Origin of the sequence: Streptomyces sp. NPDC001068 (assembly GCF_042897315.1) — a bacterium.
Lineage (GTDB): Bacteria > Actinomycetota > Actinomycetes > Streptomycetales > Streptomycetaceae > Streptomyces.
The window spans coordinates 287,984-306,643 of the sequence record NZ_JBIAYD010000004.1; the positions used below are offsets into that span (position 1 = coordinate 287,984).

22 protein-coding genes are annotated in these 18,660 nt (G+C 73.3%); 16 read left to right on the plus strand and 6 right to left on the minus strand.

Annotation, left to right across the window (positions count from 1 at the left end; genetic code table 11):
* Nucleotides 1–162: 162 nt before the first annotated feature.
* From ACFY3I_RS13555 to ACFY3I_RS13570, 4 genes are all read left to right on the plus strand, one after another.
* Complete coding sequence (locus ACFY3I_RS13555) at nt 163–1,383, plus strand: NYN domain-containing protein (protein ID WP_365283128.1); 1,221 nt, start codon at nt 163–165, stop codon at nt 1,381–1,383.
* Between the two features lie 118 nt (nt 1,384–1,501).
* Nucleotides 1,502–2,476, plus strand: a complete 975-nt coding sequence (locus tag ACFY3I_RS13560) for an ABC transporter ATP-binding protein (protein WP_390860896.1) — start codon at nt 1,502–1,504, stop codon at nt 2,474–2,476.
* An 88-nt stretch (nt 2,477–2,564) separates the two neighbouring features.
* Nucleotides 2,565–3,389 carry an ABC transporter permease gene (locus ACFY3I_RS13565; RefSeq protein ID WP_390860673.1) on the plus strand — a complete coding sequence of 275 codons (825 nt, stop codon included), beginning with the start codon at nt 2,565–2,567 and terminating at the stop codon, nt 3,387–3,389.
* A gap of 34 nt (nt 3,390–3,423) precedes the next feature.
* Entirely contained in the window at nt 3,424–4,080 is a 657-nt protein-coding gene (locus tag ACFY3I_RS13570) for an AAA family ATPase (RefSeq protein WP_390860674.1), read from the plus strand.
* Nucleotides 4,081–4,126: 46 nt separating this feature from the next.
* On the opposite strand, the gene ybaK is transcribed toward ACFY3I_RS13570, so the two are convergent.
* The 4 genes from ybaK to ACFY3I_RS13590 all read right to left on the minus strand — a co-directional run bounded on the left by ybaK (nt 4,127) and on the right by ACFY3I_RS13590 (nt 8,232).
* Nucleotides 4,127–4,630, minus strand: a complete 504-nt coding sequence (ybaK, locus tag ACFY3I_RS13575; protein ID WP_390860675.1) for a Cys-tRNA(Pro) deacylase — start codon at nt 4,628–4,630, stop codon at nt 4,127–4,129.
* Between the two features lie 16 nt (nt 4,631–4,646).
* Entirely contained in the window at nt 4,647–5,387 is a 741-nt protein-coding gene (locus tag ACFY3I_RS13580; RefSeq protein WP_365283136.1) for an LON peptidase substrate-binding domain-containing protein, read from the minus strand.
* Between the two features lie 11 nt (nt 5,388–5,398).
* The gene (locus tag ACFY3I_RS13585) at nt 5,399–6,451 is read right to left on the minus strand and encodes a hypothetical protein (protein ID WP_390860676.1); all 1,053 of its coding nucleotides are present in this window, start codon (nt 6,449–6,451) and stop codon (nt 5,399–5,401) included.
* A gap of 209 nt (nt 6,452–6,660) precedes the next feature.
* Entirely contained in the window at nt 6,661–8,232 is a 1,572-nt protein-coding gene (locus ACFY3I_RS13590) for an oxidoreductase (protein ID WP_390860677.1), read from the minus strand.
* Between the two features lie 200 nt (nt 8,233–8,432).
* Between ACFY3I_RS13590 and hisD the strand changes: the two genes are divergently transcribed.
* The 8 genes from hisD to hisF are packed head-to-tail and all read left to right on the plus strand — an operon-like array spanning nt 8,433 to nt 14,130.
* The gene (hisD, locus tag ACFY3I_RS13595; RefSeq protein ID WP_390860678.1) at nt 8,433–9,758 is read left to right on the plus strand and encodes a histidinol dehydrogenase; all 1,326 of its coding nucleotides are present in this window, start codon (nt 8,433–8,435) and stop codon (nt 9,756–9,758) included.
* Nucleotides 9,755–10,861, plus strand: coding sequence for a histidinol-phosphate transaminase (locus tag ACFY3I_RS13600; RefSeq protein WP_390860679.1), 1,107 nt, complete (start codon nt 9,755–9,757; stop codon nt 10,859–10,861). The genes hisD and ACFY3I_RS13600 overlap by 4 nt, the downstream gene beginning before the upstream one ends.
* Entirely contained in the window at nt 10,858–11,451 is a 594-nt protein-coding gene (hisB, locus tag ACFY3I_RS13605; protein ID WP_365283146.1) for an imidazoleglycerol-phosphate dehydratase HisB, read from the plus strand. Before ACFY3I_RS13600 ends, hisB begins: the two co-directional genes overlap by 4 nt.
* A 4-nt stretch (nt 11,452–11,455) precedes the next feature.
* The gene (locus ACFY3I_RS13610) at nt 11,456–11,620 is read left to right on the plus strand and encodes a hypothetical protein (protein ID WP_351325110.1); all 165 of its coding nucleotides are present in this window, start codon (nt 11,456–11,458) and stop codon (nt 11,618–11,620) included.
* Nucleotides 11,611–12,261 (plus strand): imidazole glycerol phosphate synthase subunit HisH, encoded by a 651-nt coding sequence (hisH, locus tag ACFY3I_RS13615; RefSeq protein WP_390860680.1) that lies wholly within the window; start codon nt 11,611–11,613, stop codon nt 12,259–12,261. The genes ACFY3I_RS13610 and hisH overlap by 10 nt, the downstream gene beginning before the upstream one ends.
* Nucleotides 12,258–12,983, plus strand: a complete 726-nt coding sequence (priA, locus tag ACFY3I_RS13620) for a bifunctional 1-(5-phosphoribosyl)-5-((5-phosphoribosylamino)methylideneamino)imidazole-4-carboxamide isomerase/phosphoribosylanthranilate isomerase PriA (RefSeq protein WP_365283150.1) — start codon at nt 12,258–12,260, stop codon at nt 12,981–12,983. The genes hisH and priA overlap by 4 nt, the downstream gene beginning before the upstream one ends.
* Nucleotides 12,980–13,378 (plus strand): RidA family protein, encoded by a 399-nt coding sequence (locus ACFY3I_RS13625; protein WP_390860681.1) that lies wholly within the window; start codon nt 12,980–12,982, stop codon nt 13,376–13,378. The genes priA and ACFY3I_RS13625 overlap by 4 nt, the downstream gene beginning before the upstream one ends.
* Nucleotides 13,375–14,130 carry an imidazole glycerol phosphate synthase subunit HisF gene (hisF, locus tag ACFY3I_RS13630; RefSeq protein ID WP_365283154.1) on the plus strand — a complete coding sequence of 252 codons (756 nt, stop codon included), beginning with the start codon at nt 13,375–13,377 and terminating at the stop codon, nt 14,128–14,130. The genes ACFY3I_RS13625 and hisF overlap by 4 nt, the downstream gene beginning before the upstream one ends.
* Nucleotides 14,131–14,265: 135 nt before the next feature.
* Here hisF and ACFY3I_RS13635 read toward each other — a convergent pair whose 3' ends face one another.
* A complete protein-coding gene (locus ACFY3I_RS13635; protein WP_390860682.1) occupies nt 14,266–14,664 on the minus strand; it encodes a VOC family protein in 399 nt (132 codons plus the stop codon).
* 10 nt (nt 14,665–14,674) lie between these two features.
* Nucleotides 14,675–15,310, minus strand: a complete 636-nt coding sequence (locus ACFY3I_RS13640; protein ID WP_390860683.1) for a TIGR03085 family metal-binding protein — start codon at nt 15,308–15,310, stop codon at nt 14,675–14,677.
* An 82-nt stretch (nt 15,311–15,392) separates the two neighbouring features.
* Between ACFY3I_RS13640 and hisI the strand changes: the two genes are divergently transcribed.
* The 4 genes from hisI to ACFY3I_RS13660 all read left to right on the plus strand — a co-directional run bounded on the left by hisI (nt 15,393) and on the right by ACFY3I_RS13660 (nt 18,599).
* Nucleotides 15,393–15,803, plus strand: a complete 411-nt coding sequence (gene hisI, locus ACFY3I_RS13645) for a phosphoribosyl-AMP cyclohydrolase (protein ID WP_365283164.1) — start codon at nt 15,393–15,395, stop codon at nt 15,801–15,803.
* A gap of 11 nt (nt 15,804–15,814) precedes the next feature.
* The gene (locus ACFY3I_RS13650; protein ID WP_390860684.1) at nt 15,815–17,302 is read left to right on the plus strand and encodes an anthranilate synthase component I; all 1,488 of its coding nucleotides are present in this window, start codon (nt 15,815–15,817) and stop codon (nt 17,300–17,302) included.
* Nucleotides 17,303–17,353: 51 nt separating this feature from the next.
* Nucleotides 17,354–17,998, plus strand: coding sequence for a TIGR02234 family membrane protein (locus tag ACFY3I_RS13655; RefSeq protein ID WP_365283168.1), 645 nt, complete (start codon nt 17,354–17,356; stop codon nt 17,996–17,998).
* Between the two features lie 343 nt (nt 17,999–18,341).
* Complete coding sequence (locus ACFY3I_RS13660; protein WP_365283170.1) at nt 18,342–18,599, plus strand: HGxxPAAW family protein; 258 nt, start codon at nt 18,342–18,344, stop codon at nt 18,597–18,599.
* Nucleotides 18,600–18,660: the final 61 nt, after the last annotated feature.

The window sequence follows — 18,660 nt, forward strand, 5'->3', positions numbered from 1 at the left end:
CAGACGCATTTCGGATAATTACCGTGTGTGACAGGCTTTGTCGGAGTACGCGGTGCCGAAACGCCACGCCGAAGATCGAGTTCGGGCCGTTAACCCCCGCGCCGTCGGGCAGACTCGAAGGAAGCCCCGAAAAGCAAACCTCCCGGAAAGAGGGTGAGTCGCGTGGACCGCTGCATCGTCCTGGTGGACGCCGGGTATCTGCTGGGTGCCGCCGCGAGTCTCCTCGCCGGCGAGCCCTCCCGATCCCGGATCACCGTCGACCACACCGCGCTCATCCAGGCGCTGCGCGACCGCGCGGAATCCGACACCGAGCGTCCACTGCTGCGCATCTACTGGTTCGACGGCGCCCCCGACCGCGTCCCGCAGCCGGAACACCGCCGGCTGCGCGTGATGCCCCGGGTCACCGTCCGGCTCGGCGCGCTGACCCGCAGCGACGGCCGCTGGGCGCAGAAGGGCGTGGACGCGGCCATGCACGCCGAGCTGACCGAACTGGCGCGCAACCGCGCCTGCTCGGACGTGGTGCTGGTGACCGGCGACGGCGACCTGCTGCCGGGCATGATGGCGGCGAAGGAGCACGGGGTCGCCGTCCACCTGTGGGCCGTCCAGGCCGCGGACGGGGACTACAACCAGTCCGAGGACCTGGTCGCCGAGGCGGACGAGCGGCGGGTCCTGGACCGGGCGTGGATCACCCAGGCGGTACGGGCGAAGGAACTGACCGGGGTCTGCGCGCCGCCGCCCGTGCCGCGGCCCGAGATCGCCGCCATCCTCTCCGCGCCGCTGCCCGACACGGGGCTGGCGGCCGCCGCCGAACCGGGGGCCGGGGAGGCCGAGCGGGCACCGGTGACGGGCGCGGCGGAGAACGGGACGGCCGAGCGGGTGCCGGCGCCCAAGGGCGTGCCCACCCCGAAGGACCTCGCCGCGCTGCGGGCTCCGGGTGCCCCGCCGGCACAGAATCCGGCCACGGCGACCCTGCGGTGGTCCTCCGACAAGGGCTGGGTGGACCGGCCGGGCGCCGTCGCGGAGCCGGCCGAGATCGCCTCCATGCCGACGCTGGCGCAGCTGACGACCGCCGAGCAGCGGTGGGCCGACCGGGAGGAGGACATCACGACCGTCGGCGGGGACCCCTACGAGGTCGGACAGGTGTTCGCGCGCCGGTGGACCGCCAGGCTGGGCGACCAGCACCACGTGCAGAAGCTGTCCGGGATGTATCCGCGGATCCCGCATCGGATCGACGGTGAGCTGCTGCGGTACGCGGCCCGGTTCGGGCTGCTGGCGCACAAGGACGACCAGATCGACGAGCACGACCGGTACGCCATCCGGGCGGGGTTCTGGCGTGAGATCGACGTGCCGGCGGGGGCGGCGGAGCACGCCCCCGCCGAATGAGGCGGTCCTCGCGGTCCGGGAGCCGGCGCCCCAAAGACGAGTAAACGGGACCGACCCCGTAGTCTCGTCCCTTGTGAGTACGGGCGTGGGTCGGGCACTTCGGCAGCAGAGCGACGTGGTGTGTGCCGTGCGTGGGCTGACCAAGACCTACGCCGCGGTCAGAGCGCGGCGCGGGACCCCGGCGGTGCCCGAGGTCCGGGCCACCGACCGGGTGGACCTCGACGTCCGGTGCGGGGAGATCTTCGGACTGCTCGGACCCAACGGGGCCGGCAAATCGACCCTCGTCCGGCAGCTCACGGGGCTGCTGCGGCCCGACGCGGGCACCGTAGAGATCCTCGGACACGACATCGTGCGGCATCCGGAACGGGCCGCGCGGATCCTCGCCTACCTCGGCCAGGAGTCCAGCGCCCTCGACGAGCTGACCGTGTCCCTCGCCGCCGAGACCACCGGCCGCCTGCGCGGACTGGACGCGCGGCAGGCCCGTGCCGAGCGGGACGCGGTGCTGGAGGAGCTCGGACTCGGCCCGATCGCCGGGCGGGCGATCAAGAAGCTCTCCGGAGGGCAGCGGCGGCTGGCCTGTTTCGCCGCCGCGCTGGTCGGGGAGCGGCCGTTGCTGGTGCTCGACGAGCCGACCACCGGGATGGATCCGGTGGCCCGGCGGGCCGTGTGGGCCGCCGTCGACCGGCGGCGGGCCGAGCACGGCGCGACCGTCGTCCTGGTCACCCACAACGTGATCGAGGCCGAGACCGTGCTCGACCGGGTCGCCGTGCTCGACCAGGGGCGCGTCATCGCCTGCGACACGCCGTCCGGGCTCAAGGAACGGGTCGCGGGCGAGGTACGGGTGGAGCTGGTGTGGCGGGAGCGGGCCCCGCTGGACGTGCCCGAGGTGGCCGTCCTCAAGGAGCGTGCCGCCGAGTCCGGCCGGCGCTGGACACTGCGGCTCGCCCCCGAGGAGGCGCGGGCCGTCGTCGCCACGGTGACCGGCGGGGCCGCCTTCGCCGCCCTGGACGACTTCACCCTCGCCACGCCCAGCCTGGAGGACGTCTACCTGGCGCTGGGCGGCGCCGCACGGCAGGGGCTGGTGAAGGCATGAGCGTGAACACCGGGACGACCGGGTCCGTACGGGAAGGCGCGGCGGCCGTCCGTGCCGTGGATGCCGCCTGGAAGAGGAGCTGCGCGACGTGAGTGTCGTACCCGCGGAGGTTCTGCCGGGCGGTGCCCTGGCCCTGGAGGAGACGGCGCCGCGCGCGGCGGCCGAGCTGGGCCCGCGCGCCCGACTGTGGCCGTCCCTGGTGGCCGTCTACCGGGCACAGCTGTCGCGTGCCAGGGTGGCGCGGATCCCGCTGCTGTTCGTCGCGACCTTCCAGTCCGTCGGCATCATGATCATGATGCGCGGGGTGGTGGACAGCCGGAGCGAGGCCCAGTCCGTGGTGGCGGGTTCGGCGGTGGTGGTCGTCGCCTTCGTGGCCCTGAACCTGCTCGCGCAGTACTTCGGGCAGCTGCGGGCCAGCGGCGGCCTCGACCACTACGCCACGCTGCCGGTGCCGCCCGCCTCCGTGGTGCTCGGGGCGGCCGCGGCCTACGCGTCCTTCACCGTGCCGGGGACGCTGGTGACGGCCGTCTTCGGGTGCGTGCTGTTCGGACTTCCGCTGACCAACCTGTGGGTTCTGCTGGCCGTGATCCCGCTGGCCGGAGCCGCCCTGTCCGGCGTCGGCGCCGCCTGCGGGCTGCTCGCGCCCCGGCCGGAACTCGCGACGCTGCTCGGGCAGCTGGGCATGTCGGCGGCGCTGCTGTTCGGCGTGCTGCCGCCGGACCGGATGCCGGGGATCATCCGGTTCGCCCGCGACCTGCTGCCCTCGACCTACGGCGTGGAGGCCTACGCCCGCACCTTCGGGGCGCGGCCGGACTGGGCCGTCGTCTTCGCTGACCTGGGTGTCTGTGCCGCGGTGGGGGTCGTCTCGCTGGCCGTCGCCACCTGGGCGTACCGCCGGGCCGCCGTCCGGTGACGCGCCGCACAGGCCGGCCTGGCACGATGTCATGGTGACAGCACCGTTGACGCCGCCTCCGCCACCGCACGACCAGTCCCCGCACCAGTCCTGGCAGGGACCGCCGCCTGCCGGGACGGTCGAAGCACCGTACGGTCAGGACGGTCCCGGGATGAGGACCGAGCTGCTTCAGGCCGCGGTGGTCGTCCTCGCGGCCACGGTGAGCGGGGTGCTGCTCGGACTGCTGTGGCTGTGGCTCGCGCCGCACGTGCCGCTGGTGGGGGACCACACCGCCAAGGGCTGGGTGGTCTACCTGGCGGACTCCGAGGGGGAGCAGGCGGCGGGGGTCGACGGAACGTTCACGCTGCTGGCGCTCGCGTTCGGTGCGGTCAGCGCGGCGGCGGCCTTCCTGTGGCAGCGGCGAGGCGGCGTGCCGCTGGTGGTGGCGCTGGGCGTCGGCGGACTGCTCGGGGCGCTGCTGGCGTGGCGGCTGGGGATCTGGCTGGGACCGGAGCACGACGTGATCGCGCACGCCCAGGCGGTGGGCAAGGGCGTCACCTTCTCGGCGCCGCTGAAGCTGGGGGCGAGGGGAGCGTTGCTGGCGTGGCCGCTGGCCGCGCTGCTGGTGCACCTGGGGCTGACGGCCCTGTTCGGTCCGCGGGACCCGGAACCGCCCTACGAGGACGGCCCGTACGCGGCTCCGCCGGCGTAGTTCGCCGCCCCCCGCCACAACCGGGAACGGGAGCCGTGGCGGGAGGTCAGGCCCGTCCGATCGGGGCCAGCGTCGCGGCCGTCAGGTCGGCCAGCGACGTCGGCGACAGTTCGACCTCCAGACCGCGGCGGCCCGCCGAGACGCAGATCGTCGCGTGCGCGGACGCCGACGCGTCCAGGACCGTGGGGAGCCTCTTGCGCTGGCCCAGCGGGGAGATACCGCCCCGGACGTAACCCGTCGTGCGCTCGGCGAGGGCCGGGTCCGCCATCGCCGCGCGCTTGCCGCCGACCGCCGTCGCCAGGGCCTTCAGGTCCAGGCTGCCGGCCACCGGCACCACCGCGACCGTGAGCGCGCCGTCCACGTCCGCGACCAGGGTCTTGAAGACCCGGTCCGGGGAGACGCCCATGGCCTCCGCCGCCTCCTCGCCGTACGACGGGTGGGAGGGGTCGTGGTCGTAGGAGTGGACGGTGAAGTCCACGCCCGCCGCGGTCAGGGCCACCGTCGCCGGCGTACCCGCGGACTGCTGCTTCTTGTTCGGCTTCTTCGGCATGGCAAGGGGTCCCGGCTCAGTTCAGGCTCGTCGGCGACCGCGTCAGCTCCGCCGCGGGCAGCGACGGCAGATTGCGGATGATCGCCGTCTCGGAGCGCAGCAGTTTCAGCTCGTCGCGGAGCCGGGACGCGGTGTCCGGCGCCTGGAGCAGCCGCTGCTTGGTGGGGATGTCGTGCATCATCGCGGCGGCGACCAGGTAGGAGACCACGGACGGCTCGTCGGGGAGCTCGACGCCCGTGGACAGCGAGCGCTCCCGTGCCCCCGCCAGCCGCTTCTGGTACTGGCGGAAGGCCCGCAGCACGCCCTCCGCGAGCGCGCCCGCCTCGTCGCCCGGTTCCTCCGGCAGCTCCTCCAGCTCGGCCGTCAGGAACGGCCCCGAGGCGTCCACGGAGAGCAGCCGCACCCGGCTGGTCCCGGTCGCCAGCACCTCGAACGTACCGTTCGCCCGCTCCCGGATCGTCGCCGCGTCCGCCACACACCCCACCCGGTGGAAGGACTTGAGGGGGTCCGGCCCGAAGCCGGCCGCAGGGCCCCGCTCGGGCTCGGCCGTCGGGTCCGGCATGCCCGGCGCGCTCAGCGCCACCTCGTGGCCGTCGCGGATCGCCACGACGGCGAACCGGCGCGGTTCCTCCTCGGGGGTCTTCTGGAGGTCGCGCATCATGGCGCGATAGCGCTCCTCGAAGACGTTCAGCGGGAGCACGAGTCCCGGGAACAGCACCGAGTTGAGCGGGAAGAGCGGAAGACGGACGGTGGTCACGGCGCCACAGCCTAATGGTCATCGGCGGGAACATGTCCGCCGTGCTCGGCCCGTGGGCGTCCGGCGCTCCGCTGCGAGGGGACAGGGCCGGTCGCGGGGAGCGGTTCCGTACCGGTCAGCAGGTGCGCGCGCAGCCGTACGAAATGGCCCAGCGGGTCGTCGGACAGGCGGTCCCAGGGGAACGACGTGACGTACGGTCCGATCAGCCGCAGCTGGGTGCGGGCCGCCTCCCAGCGTTCCAGCCGGACCAGGAGGTACATCAGTTTGTTGCGGACCTCGGCCGGCCACGGGTCGGCCGCCGGGAACCGGCCGGACAGGGCGATCGCCCGGTCGGCCGCCGCGTCCAGGCGGGCGCGCGGCACCACCGGGCCGCAGCCGTCGGCGAGGTAGGCGAAGGCGGCCCGGGCGGGCAGGGCCTGGACCAGCGACTCGGCCGGGGCGTCCTGGGCGGCCAGGTCTGCGAAGTCGAAGCACTCGGCGTGCGAGCCGTGCCAGTAGGTGCCCAGGTAGCGCAGGGCCGCCACATGGCAGCCGTAGTGGTGCGGGGCGCGGCGGACCGCAGCCTCCCACAGTTCCTCGAAGTACTTGTGGCCCGCGTCGGAGCCGCGCGCGTGGTCCAGCGCCACCCGCCACGGCACCGGGTCCCGGTCGTCGCCGCGCGCCGCGGCCGTGATGAGGGGACTCACCGCGCGTAGCAACTCGGTCCGGGCCGGGGAGGGCCAGGACCGGTCCACCGCGAGCTGGGCCCGCAGCAGGAGCAGGTCGGGGTCGTGGGGAGCGGCCGTCGACCAGTCGGTGAGCCACTCGGCCCGGGAGCGGGCGAAGAGCGCCAGCCGGCGTACGTACCGGTCCCGTTCCTCCCAGTCCGCCGCGGCCCGGGTGCCGGCCAGCAGCCGTGCGGCGGGCAGGTACTCGCCCCGGCCGGCCGCGACCAGCACGGGGGCGAGCCGCTCGTCGGGCGCGTCGAGGAGGACCTCGTCGTCGGCCGGGAGCGGGCCGAGGGCGGGGCGCGGGGTGGTCCTTGCCGTCCGAGTGGAACGGAACAGCGCACGCAGTGAAGCCATGGTCTCGCCATTGAAAGTCGGCAGGTCGGGCGTGCGCCAGACCACCGGCCCAATTCCGTGAAAGTTGTAGCGTTCCAAGTCAAGGAAAGGTAAAAGGTGGCTATTGCCCGTCTGTGGGGCACCTGTCAGGCGTAACCGCGCCCGTGCGCGTGCCGGCGCCCGCGCCCGGCCGCGCCCCGCCCCGGCCCCGTCCGCCCGCGCCCCGGGGCCTAACCGCGTCTCAGCAGCCGCGTGGCCCCCGCCGCCACCGTCGTCGCCAGGATCCAGCCCAGCAGGATCATCGCGGCCGCCGCCCACTGCCAGCCGCCGCTCAGGCGCCACTGGCCGACCTGGCCCAGGTCGATCACCGGCAGCAGCAAATCCAGGACGAACAGCGCCGGATCCCAGTCCGGATGCCCGCCGGAGGTCATCGGCGGATGCGGGGCGTGCGCGAAGGCGAGTGTGCCGGCGGCCCACAGCACCGCCATCCACACCGCCGCGCGTCCCGGCCGGTACCCGTAGGCCACCGTCAGGTCCTGCGCGTACCCCCAGAACTTCGCGGCGACCGGCAGCGTCTCGCGGCGCCGGCGCTGCTTGGCGAGCAGCACCTCGCGCGCGTCCTCGTCCTCGCCGGCGCCCCGCAGCACGGTCGCGAGCCGCTCGTACGGCTCCGGGTTGTACTCGGCGGTCGCCGCCGCCACCCAGCCCAGCCGCCTGGTCAGCGGGAACGGGCCCTGCGGGACCAGGTTCTCGTAGGCGAAGCCGCCCATGTGCAGCCGCCCGGGGCCCGGCCAGCTGGTCGCCCGGTCGACCAGGTTCACGGTGCGGGCGCCCGACAGCAGCACCCGGCCGCGCTGCGGCTCCTCGCCGAGGAACCGCAGCTCCGGCGCCTGCACCCGGCGCAGCGACAGCTCGTGGTCGTCGGTGAACGTGAAACGCGCCCGCTCCAGGTCGACGGCGTCCCCGAACCGCCCGTCGTCCAGCCGGATCCCGCCCTGGCACTCGAACCGCTGGATCCGGGTCCCGCGCGCCGGGGTGGTGCCGCTCAGCCAGGGGCCGCCCACCCCCGCCGGGGTCAGGTACAGGGTGCGGCCGACGGTCAGCTGGGGCGCGTTCAGCGCGAACCGCCCGTTGGGATTGCGCAGCCGCGCCCCCCGCAGGCTCAGCGAGACACCCACCTTCGCGCTGCGCAGGCTCAGCTCCCCGTACGCCTCCAGGAGGTCCGCCTGCAGGTCCTGCCCGACGGTCATGCCGTCCGCCGCGATCGCCCGTCCGCTGCGGTCCCGGTAGACCACCGCCTGGTTCAGCAGCAGGTCGGTGCCGATGTGCGCGTCGGTCAGCCGGACACCGCCGAGGAACCGGCAGCGCGGCAGATGCAGGTCGCCCTCGGTGCGCACCCGGGCCGCCTCCAGGCGCGGCACCGCGCAGTCGACGAGCCGCACGGTGGTGAAGTGGGCCTCCGGCAGGAGCACCTCGTCGTCGAACCGGCAGCCGCGCAGCTCCACGTACGGGGTGACGGTGCCGCCGGCCAGGTCCAGGGTGCCGGTGATCCGCAGCCCGGCCAGCTTCAGCGCGGCCACCCGGCCCGCGAGCGCCGGCGGCCCGTCGAGCAGCAGCCAGCAGACGATCCGCGCCCGTACGGTCCGCTCGGGCCCCCAGGGGTGGCCGCCGTGCGGATCGTCCACCTGCGCGTCGCCGCTGCTCAGGTCGTACACACTGCCGTTGCGGAAGGCCTGCCACATGCCGGCCTCGGCCGCTGTCAGATCGTCCGGCAGTTCACCGTCCCTGACCCCCTCGGTCACGGCTCTTCCTTCTTCCTCGGCTACTCGTCAGTCAGGTGTTCGTCCACCGGTGATGCCCGGTCCGTGACCCCTCGAACACCACACGTGAAGGTGATCTTCCGGGTTCCGGCCAGGCTATGTACCGGCCGTTGGCTCACGTTCTGTATCAGCCATTGATACGCGCGGACGGGCCGAGAGTGCCGTCTGAGAGAATTGAGCCTGTGATCTCCCGAATCGATCTGCGCGGTGACGCCCTCCCCGAGGGACTCGCCCTGCGCGACCTGCTGCCCCGAGCCGACTTCGACGTCTCGGCCGCCCTGGAGAAGGTGCGTCCGATCTGCGAAGCCGTGCATCATCGGGGCGACGCGGCGCTGATCGACTTCGCCGAGAAGTTCGACGGGGTCGCCCTGGAGCAGGTGCGGGTGCCCGCCGAGGCCCTGGCCAAGGCGCTCCAGGACCTGGACCCGGCCGTCCGCGCGGCCCTGGAGGAGTCCATCCGGCGGGCCCGCCTGGTCCACCGCGAACAGCGCCGTACGAGCCACACCACCCAGGTCGTGCCCGGCGGCTCGGTCACCGAGAAGTGGGTGCCGGTCGAGCGGGTCGGGCTCTACGCGCCCGGCGGCCGGTCGGTCTATCCGTCGTCCGTGGTCATGAACGTGGTGCCCGCGCAGGAGGCCGGCGTGGAGTCCATCGCGCTCGCCTCACCCGCCCAGTCGGAGTTCGGCGGGCTGCCGCACCCGACGATCCTCGCGGCCTGCGCGCTGCTCGGTGTCGACGAGGTCTACGCGGCCGGCGGGGCCTCCGCCGTCGCCATGTTCGCCTACGGCACCGAGTCCTGCCCGCCCGTCACCATGGTCACCGGCCCCGGCAACATCTGGGTCGCCGCCGCCAAGCGCTACTTCACCGGCCGGATCGGCATCGACGCCGAGGCCGGACCCACCGAGATCGCGGTCCTCGCGGACGCCACCGCCGACCCGGTGCACGTCGCCGCCGACCTGATCAGCCAGGCCGAGCACGACCCGCTGGCCGCCGCCGTGCTGGTCACCGACTCCGTCGAACTCGCGGACGCGGTGGCGAAGGAGCTGGAGCCGCAGGTCGCGGCCACCAAGCACGTCGAGGACCGCATCGTCCCCGCCCTGCGCGGGCGGCAGTCCGCGATCGTCCTGGTGGACGGCGTCGACGAGGGCCTGCGGGTCGTCGACGCGTACGGCGCCGAGCACCTGGAGATCCAGACCGCCGACGCCGCCGCCGTGGCCGGCCGGGTCCGCAACGCGGGCGCGATCTTCGTCGGCCCCTGGGCACCGGTTTCCCTCGGCGACTACGCGGCCGGCTCCAACCACGTGCTGCCCACCGGCGGCTGCGCCTGCCATTCCTCGGGGCTCTCCGTGCAGTCCTTCCTGCGCGGCATCCACATCGTCGACTACACCGAGGACGCCCTGGCCGACGTCGCCCACCACGTGGTCACGCTGGCGGAGGCGGAGGACCTGCCGGCCCACGGCGCGGCGGTCAGGGCGAGGTTCGGCTGGAAGGTACCCGAGGGCAAGTGACAGGCATCGACGATCTCCCCGTACGGGACGAGCTGCGCGGCAAGTCCCCCTACGGCGCGCCCCAGTTGGACGTCGCCGTCCGGCTGAACACCAACGAGAACCCCTACCCGCTGCCCGAGCCGCTGGTCGAGCGGATCGCCGAGCGGGTGCGCGAGGCCGCCCGGAACCTGAACCGCTACCCCGACCGGGACGCGGTCCGGCTCCGCACCGAGCTGGCCGGATACCTGACCAGGACCGGGGGCCACCCGCTCGGCGTCGAGAACGTCTGGGCGGCCAACGGCTCCAACGAGGTCATCCAGCAACTGCTGCAGACCTTCGGCGGACCCGGCCGCACCGCGATCGGTTTCGAGCCGTCCTACTCGATGCACCCGCTGATCGCGCGCTCCACCGGCACCGGCTGGATCGCCGGACCGCGCGAGGACGACTTCACCCTCGACGTCGGGGCCGCCACCCGTGCGATCGCCGAGCACCGGCCCCACGTCGTGTTCATCACGACCCCCAACAACCCCACGGGCAACGCGGTGCCCGCCGAGACCGTCCTCGCGCTGTACGACGCGGCCCAGGCGGCCCGGCCGTCCGTGGTCGTCGTCGACGAGGCCTACGTCGAGTTCAGCCACGGCGACTCGCTGCTGCCGCTGCTCGAAGGTCGGCCGAATCTCGTCGTCTCCCGGACCATGTCGAAGGCCTTCGGCGCGGCCGGGCTGCGCCTCGGCTACCTGGCCGCCGACCCCGCGGTGGTGGACGCGGTACAGCTCGTACGGCTGCCGTACCACCTGTCGGCCGTCACCCAGGCGACCGCGCTGGCCGCCCTGGAGCACACCGACACCCTGCTGAAGTACGTCGAGCAGCTGAAGACCGAGCGGGACCGGCTGGTCGCCGAGATGCGGGCGCTTGGCCTGGAGGTCACCGAGTCCGACGCCAACTTCGTGCAGTTCGGGCGGTTCGGGGACCCGCACGCGGTGTGGCGGAAGATCCTCGACCGGGGAGTGCTGGTCCGCGACAACGGCGTGCCCGGCTTCCTGCGGGTCTCCGCCGGAACCCCCGAGGAGAACGACGCGTTTCTCGACGCGGTACGTGAAGTCAAGAAGGAGCTGGACGCATGACCCGCGTAGGGCGCGTGGAGCGCACCACCAAGGAGACCTCGGTCCTCGTCGAGATCGACCTCGACGGCACCGGGAAGACCGACATCGCCACCGGTGTCGGCTTCTACGACCACATGCTCGACCAGCTCGGCCGGCACGGTCTGTTCGACCTCACCGTCAAGACCGACGGCGACCTGCACATCGACTCGCACCACACCATCGAGGACACCGCCCTCGCCCTCGGCGCCGCCTTCAAGCAGGCGCTCGGCGACAAGGTCGGCATCTACCGCTTCGGCAACTGCACGGTCCCGCTGGACGAGTCCCTCGCCCAGGTCACGGTGGACCTCTCCGGCCGCCCGTATCTCGTGCACACGGAGCCGGAGCACATGGCCCCGATGATCGGTGAGTACGACACCACCATGACCCGGCACATCCTGGAGTCCTTCGTGGCACAGGCCCAGGTCGCCCTCCATGTGCACGTGCCCTATGGGCGCAACGCACACCACATCGTGGAATGCCAGTTCAAGGCGCTCGCCAGGGCGCTGCGTTACGCCTCCGAGCGCGACCCGCGCGCGGCAGGCATCCTCCCCTCGACGAAGGGCGCGCTGTAAAGCCATGACCGGGCTGTCCACCGTACTGATCGTCGTCGGCCTCTTCCTGGTCGGCGGAATCATCTCCTTCGTCAAGCAGAAGATGCCCACCAGCCTGATCGTGCTGCTCTCGATCGGCGCCGCCATGTGCCTGGTGGCGGGCGTCGTGAGGCTGGAGGTGTGGAATTGAGCGGATCCGCGAAGAAGGTCGTCGTCTTCGACTACGGCTTCGGCAACGTCCGGTCCGCCGAGCGCGCCCTCGCCCGCGCCGGGGCCGACGTCGAGATCACCCGTGACTTCGACAAGGCGATGAACGCCGACGGGCTGCTGGTGCCCGGCGTCGGCGCCTTCGCCGCCTGCATGGAGGGCCTGCGCGGGGCCCGCGGCGACTGGATCATCGACCGGCGGCTGTCCGGCGGCCGGCCGGTGATGGGGATCTGCGTCGGCATGCAGATCCTGTTCGCCCGCGGCATCGAGCACGGCGTGGAGACCGAGGGCCTGGACGAGTGGCCCGGCTCGGTCGAGCCCCTGCAGGCCGAGGTCGTGCCCCACATGGGCTGGAACACCGTGGACGCGCCCGCCGGGTCCCGGCTGTTCGCCGGCCTGGACGCCGACGCCCGCTTCTACTTCGTGCACTCCTACGCGGTCCGGGACTGGTCCCTGGAGACGCACAACGCCTCGATGCGGGCCCCGCTGGTGACCTGGTCGACGCACGGCAAGCCGTTCGTGGCCGCGGTGGAGAACGGCGCGCTGTGGGCCACCCAGTTCCACCCCGAGAAGTCCGGCGACGCCGGCGCCCAGCTCCTCACCAACTGGATCGGAACACTGTGAGCACGCTCGAACTCCTCCCCGCCGTCGACGTCCGCGACGGCCAGGCGGTCCGTCTCGTGCACGGCGAGTCGGGGACCGAGACCTCCTACGGCTCCCCCCTGGAGGCGGCCCTCGCCTGGCAGCGGTCCGGCGCGGAGTGGCTGCACCTGGTCGACCTGGACGCCGCGTTCGGCACCGGCGACAACCGCGAGCTGATCGCCGAGGTCGCCGGCGCGATGGACATCAAGGTCGAGCTGTCCGGCGGGATCCGGGACGACGCCTCACTGGCGGCCGCGCTGGCCACCGGCTGCCGCCGGGTGAACCTCGGCACGGCCGCCCTGGAGAGCCCGGAGTGGGTCGCCAAGGTCATCGCCGAGTTCGGCGACCGGATCGCGGTGGGCCTGGACGTCAAGGGCACCACCCTGCGCGGCCGCGGCTGGACCCGCGACGGCGGCGACCTCTACGAGACGCTGGCCCGCCTCGACCAGGAGGGCTGTGCGCGCTACGTCGTCACCGACATCGCCAAGGACGGCACCCTCCAGGGCCCGAACCTGGAGCTCCTGAGGAACGTGTGCGCGGCGACCGACCGGCCGGTCGTGGCCTCCGGCGGTGTGTCGTCCCTGGACGACCTGCGCGCGCTGGCCGGGCTGGTGCCCCTCGGTGTCGAGGGCGCCATCGTCGGCAAGGCCCTGTACGCCAAGGCGTTCACCCTGGAAGAAGCACTGGAGGCGGTGGCCCCGTGAGTGAGCTGCGACGAGTCGTGACGGGCGCGCCCTGGGAGGAGGCCTTCGGGTACTCCCGCGCCGTGGAGCTGCCCAACGGCCTGGTACTGGTCTCCGGCTGCACCTCGATAGTGGACGGCGAGATCGCCGGGGGCGGTCCCTACGAGCAGACGGTCAACGCCTTCAACGTCGCCTTCGAGGCGCTGGCGCAGCTCGGCCTCGGCCGTGACGATGTGGTGCGCACACGTATGTACGTCACCCACGCCCGAGACGTGGACGATGTCGGGCGCGCCCACAAGGAGCTGTTCGACGCCGTCCGGCCCGCGGCGTCCATGCTCATCGTCTCCGGTCTCGTCGACCCCAGCCTGGTCGTCGAGGTCGAGGTCGAGGCGTACCGACGGGAGACCACGGCATGACCCTGGCGGTCCGAGTCATCCCCTGCCTGGACGTGGACGGCGGCCGGGTCGTCAAGGGCGTCAACTTCCAGAACCTGCGCGACGCCGGCGACCCCGTCGAGATGGCGAAGGTGTACGACGCGGAGGGCGCCGACGAGCTGACCTTCCTGGACATCACCGCGTCCTCCGGCGACCGGGAGACCACCTACGACGTGGTGCGCCGCACCGCCGAGCAGGTCTTCATCCCGCTCACCGTCGGCGGCGGGGTGCGTACCGCCGAGGACGTCGACAAGCTGCTGCGGGCGGGCGCCGACAAGGTGGGCGTCAACACGGCGGCGATCGCCCGCCCGGACCTGATCCGGGAGATCGCGGAACGCTTCGGCCGGCAGGTCCTGGTCCTGTCGGTGGACGCCCGCCGCACCCCCGGGGGCACCTTCGAGGTCACCACCCACGGCGGCCGCCGGGGCACCGGCATCGACGCGGTCGAATGGGCCCACCGGGCGGCCGAGCTCGGCGCGGGCGAGATCCTGCTCAACTCGATGGACGCCGACGGCACCAGGGACGGCTACGACCTGGAGATGATCACGGCGGTCCGCAAGCAGGTCACCGTCCCGGTCATCGCCTCCGGCGGCGCCGGCCGGCTGGCCGACTTCGCCCCGGCGGTCACGGCGGGCGCGGACGCGGTCCTCGCGGCCTCCGTCTTCCACTTCGGCGACCTGCGCATCGGCGAGGTCAAGCAGGCCCTGCGAGGGGCGGGACACCCGGTCCGCTGAGCGGGCCGCGCGGGCGCGGGCCGAGGGGGGCGGGCCGCGGGAGCGGGCCGGTCGGCGGGCTGGCAGGCCGGAACAGCCGGCGGGCAGGCCCGAGAACGGTCGGCCGCGGGGGCCGGGACGCTCCGCCGGCGCCTCTCAGCCCTTCGGCTGGGCCAGCTGGATCAGGTTGCCGACCGTGTCGTCCAGGACGGCCGCGATCACCGGCCCCTGCTCCTGCGGCTCGTGCGTGAAGCGGACGCCGAGCGCGCGCAGCCGGTCGTACTCCGCCGCGATGTCCTCGACCGAGAAGACGATGGCCGGCAGTCCCGCCTCGTACACGGCGGTGCGGTACGGCTCCGCGATGGGGCCCTGGCCGGGCTCCAGGAGCAGCTGGAGGTCCGGCTGGGCGCCGCCGGGCGCGCCGACCGTCACGAACAGCGTGCCCCCGCCGAGGTCGAGCCGGGTGCGGGTCTCGAAGCCGAGGACCTCGGTGTAGAAGGCGTGTGCCCTGACCACGTCGTCGACGTAGACGCTCGTCATCGCGACCTTGATCACGGCGTGCTCCTCAGATGCCCAGCCGCTTGGAGTCCTGCAGCTCGGTGATCGCGATCGCGTCGCCGTCCACCGAGACCTTCGCCGCGTTCTGCCGGCCGAAGGCGAACATCAGCAGCTCGGAGGGCTCGCCGGTCACCGTCACCACCGGGGCGCCGCGATGGGCGACCACCGTCTGGCCGTCCGGGCGGCGCAGCACCAGGCCCGTCGGCACCCCCCTGCCCAGCAGCCGCGCGGTGCGCTCCAGGCGCGACCACAGGGCGTCCTGGAACACCGGGTCCAGCTCGCGCGGCGACCAGTCCGGCTGGGCGCGGCGGACGTCCTCGGTGTGGACGTAGAACTCAACCGTGTTCGCCGCCTCGTCGACCTGTTTGAGCTGGAAGGGCGAGAACCGCGGCGGGCCGGTACGGATCAGCTGGATCAGCTCCTCGTACGGCTTCGCGGCGAACTCGGCCGTCACCTTCTCCAGGCGCGGCGCGAGCTGCTTGAGCAGCGCGCCCCCGGCCGCGTCGGGCCGGCGCTCGCGCACCACCACGTGCGCGGCCAGATCACGGGTCACCCAGCCCTCGCAGAGGGTCGGCTCCTCGGGACCGGCGGTCTCCAAGAGGTCGGCGAGCAGAAGCCGTTCACGCTTGGCGAAGGTCGACATGATGCCAGCCTAAGGCCCCGCGCACGGTCCGGACAGTGGACACGGTCCGTGACTGTCGGTATCGCGCGGCACAATGGCACCCATGACCAGTACGACCGGTACGCCCCCGCCCAGCGGCCTCGCCCCGGAGATCGCCGCCCGCCTCAAGCGCAGCTCCGACGGCCTCGTGCCCGCCATCGCCCAGCAGTACGACACGGGCGAGGTACTGATGCTCGGCTGGATGGACGACGAGGCGCTGCACCGCACCCTCACCACCGGCCGCTGCACCTACTGGTCGCGCAGCCGCCGGGAGTACTGGGTCAAGGGCGACACCTCCGGCCACTTCCAGTGGGTGAGGTCCGTCGCCCTGGACTGCGACGCCGACACCCTGCTGGTCAAGGTCGACCAGGTGGGCGCCGCCTGCCACACCGGCGACCGCACCTGCTTCGACGCCGACGTGCTCCTGAAGGACGGCGCCGGTTCCGATTCCGACGTCCCGGCCTCCGGTCAGTAAGGTCTGCCGCCATGGAACTGGAGACCTTCCGCAAGCTGGCGGCCGACCGGCGCGTCATCCCGGTCACCCGCAAGCTCCTCGCCGACGGCGACACCCCGGTCGCGCTCTACCGCAAGCTCGCCGCCGAACGCCCCGGCACCTTCCTGCTGGAGTCCGCCGAGAACGGCCGTACGGCCTTCCAATGGTCTCGCTACTCGTTCGTGGGCGTCCGCTCCGCGGCCACTCTCACCGCCCGGGACGGCCAGGCCCACTGGCTGGGTGCCCCGCCGGTCGGCGTGCCCGTCGACGGCGACCCGCTGGCCGCCCTGCGCGCCACCATCGAGGCCCTGCACACCCCGCACACCGAGGACCTGCCCCCGTTCACCGGCGGCATGGTCGGCTACCTCGGCTACGACATCGTGCGCCGCCTGGAGAAGATCGGCCCGGGGGAGCGGGACGACCTCGGGCTGCCCGAGCTGACCATGCTCCTCACCAGCGACCTCGCGGTGATGGACCACTGGGAGGGTTCGGTCCTGCTGATCGCCAACGCGATCAACCACAACGACCTCGACACCGGCGTCGACGAGGCCTACCACGACGCGATCGCCCGCCTCGACGCCATGGAGGCCGACCTCTCGCGCCCGGTCGCCCAGCCCCCGGCCGCCCTGCCCCCCTCAGAGCTCCCCGGGTACACCGCCCTGTGGGGCGGCCCCGACTTCAAGGTGGCGGTCGAGGACATCAAGGAGCGCATCCGCGCCGGCGAGGCCTTCCAGGTGGTCCCCTCACAGCGCTTCGAGACCCCGTGCACGGCCAGTGCGCTGGACGTCTACCGGGTCCTGAGGGCCACCAACCCGTCCCCGTACATGTACCTGTTCCGCTTCGAGGACTTCGACGTCGTGGGATCCAGCCCCGAGGCGCTGGTCAAGGTCGAGGACGGGCGGGCCATGGTCCACCCCATCGCCGGCACCCGACCGCGCGGGGCCACCCCGCGCGAGGACCAGGACCTCGCCGACGAACTGCTGGCCGACCCCAAGGAGCGCGCCGAGCACCTGATGCTCGTCGACCTCGGCCGCAACGACCTGGGCCGGGTCTGCGAACCGGGCTCCGTCGAGGTCGTCGACTTCATGTCCGTCGAGCGGTACTCGCACGTCATGCACATCGTCTCCACGGTCACCGGAAGGGTCGCCGAGGGCCGCACCGCCTTCGACGTCCTCACCGCCTGCTTCCCGGCCGGCACCCTCTCCGGCGCGCCCAAGCCGCGGGCGATGCAGATCATCGACGAACTGGAGCCGTCCAGAAGGGGGTTGTACGGCGGATGCGTCGGCTACCTCGACTTCGCGGGCGACTCCGACACCGCCATCGCGATCCGTACCGCCCTGCTGCGGGACGGCACGGCGTACGTCCAGGCGGGCGCCGGAATCGTCGCCGACTCCGACCCGGCCGCCGAGGACCAGGAGTGCCGCAACAAGGCGGCGGCGGTGCTCCGCGCGGTGCACACGGCCAACAGGCTGGGCAAGTAGGGCGCTTCTCACCCGGCCCCGGGTGACCGTTCGCCCGGGGTTCAAGCGATAGTGGAGTACGTGACTGCTGTTCCTCACCCCCGTTCCGAAGCCGCCGCGCACCGCGGGTCCGGCCGCCGCAGCCTCGCCGTCGCGCTGTTGTTCGGCGCGCTGGGCGCGGCCGTGGCCCTGCTGTCCAGCCGGCAGCGCTGGGCGGAGGGCACCGCGACGGTGGCCGGTGGCGCCTTCCCGCTGACCGCCAAGGGCAGCGACGTCACGGGCGTTCCGGCGGCCCTCGCCATAGTGGGCCTCGCCGCGCTCGTCGCCGTCTTCGCCGTCCGCAGGGCGGGCCGTTTCCTGGTCTCCGGGCTGCTCGCGCTCTCCGGCGCCGGTATCGCCGTCGCCGCGCTCGCGGGCGCCTCCGACGACTCCGCGCTGGACGAGAGCGCCGCGCGGGCCAGCGGGGACACCTCCGCCACGGTCGGCGCCCTCACCCACACCGGCTGGCCCTACGTCGCCGCCGCCGGCGGCGTGCTCATCCTGATCGCCGGACTGCTCGCGCTGCGCTACGGGCGCCTGTGGCCCGCCATGTCGGGGCGCTACGAGCGCGGCACCGGCGTGGAGCGGCCCCGCCGCGCGCCGAAGCCGGTCGATCCCGACCGGCCCGAGGACATCTGGAAGGCCCTGGACCGCGGTGAGGATCCGACGGGCGCGTGACGGCTCCGCCGGGGGCGCCGTGCCGTCGGCCGGCCGCGGCGCCGCCTGCCGCCCGTCGGGCCCCGGCGGCGGCAGCCGCTCGTCGAACGCGCTTCCGCCGCGGCGCCGCCTGCCGCCCGTCGGGCCCCGGCGGCGGCAGCCGCTCGTCGAACGCGCTTCCGTACCCCCCCTGCGGACCGCGTCACCGCGGCCGACGGGAACCGATGTGGCGCATCAGACGCCACCCCTGCTCCCGGCAGGCCCGTCCGTACGGGACAATGGAGCAAGAGCGTCCGGAACGGACCCGTACGAGCGCGGCCACGGACGGCACGTACGACACGCACCAGCTAACGAGGAGCAAGTCATGGCGGGCAGCAGCCACGGTCACACCCCGGCCGCCTGGACGGGCGTCACCATCGCCTTCATCGGTTTCTGCGTCGCGGGCGCCTTCATGGTGATGGCCCAGCCCCTGGGCTTCTGGGCGGGCATGGTGATCGTGCTCCTGGGCGGCGTGGTCGGCATGATCATGCGTGCCATGGGCCTCGGCATGCCGAAGCAGACCGCCCTGGTGACGCGCACCGCCCCGGCCGTCACCCGCGAGCCGGTCGCCGCCGAGAGCTGAGCGGCAGCGTCTTCCGAGGGGCGTCCCGAGCCGTCGGGGCGCCCCTCACGCGCGTGTGCCG

Excerpts from the sequence above, each read along its gene's own strand:
- ybaK (WP_390860675.1), bottom strand. The coding sequence starts at position 4,630 with ATGCCGAAGAAGCCGAACAAGAAGCAGCAGTCCGCGGGTACGCCGGCG.
- ACFY3I_RS13585 (WP_390860676.1), bottom strand. The coding sequence starts at position 6,451 with ATGGCTTCACTGCGTGCGCTGTTCCGTTCCACTCGGACGGCAAGGACC.
- hisB (WP_365283146.1), top strand. The coding sequence starts at position 10,858 with ATGACCCGCGTAGGGCGCGTGGAGCGCACCACCAAGGAGACCTCGGTC.
- ACFY3I_RS13610 (WP_351325110.1), top strand. The coding sequence starts at position 11,456 with ATGACCGGGCTGTCCACCGTACTGATCGTCGTCGGCCTCTTCCTGGTC.
- hisF (WP_365283154.1), top strand. The coding sequence starts at position 13,375 with ATGACCCTGGCGGTCCGAGTCATCCCCTGCCTGGACGTGGACGGCGGC.
- ACFY3I_RS13640 (WP_390860683.1), bottom strand. The coding sequence starts at position 15,310 with ATGTCGACCTTCGCCAAGCGTGAACGGCTTCTGCTCGCCGACCTCTTG.
- hisI (WP_365283164.1), top strand. The coding sequence starts at position 15,393 with ATGACCAGTACGACCGGTACGCCCCCGCCCAGCGGCCTCGCCCCGGAG.
- ACFY3I_RS13650 (WP_390860684.1), top strand. The coding sequence starts at position 15,815 with ATGGAACTGGAGACCTTCCGCAAGCTGGCGGCCGACCGGCGCGTCATC.
- ACFY3I_RS13660 (WP_365283170.1), top strand. The coding sequence starts at position 18,342 with ATGGCGGGCAGCAGCCACGGTCACACCCCGGCCGCCTGGACGGGCGTC.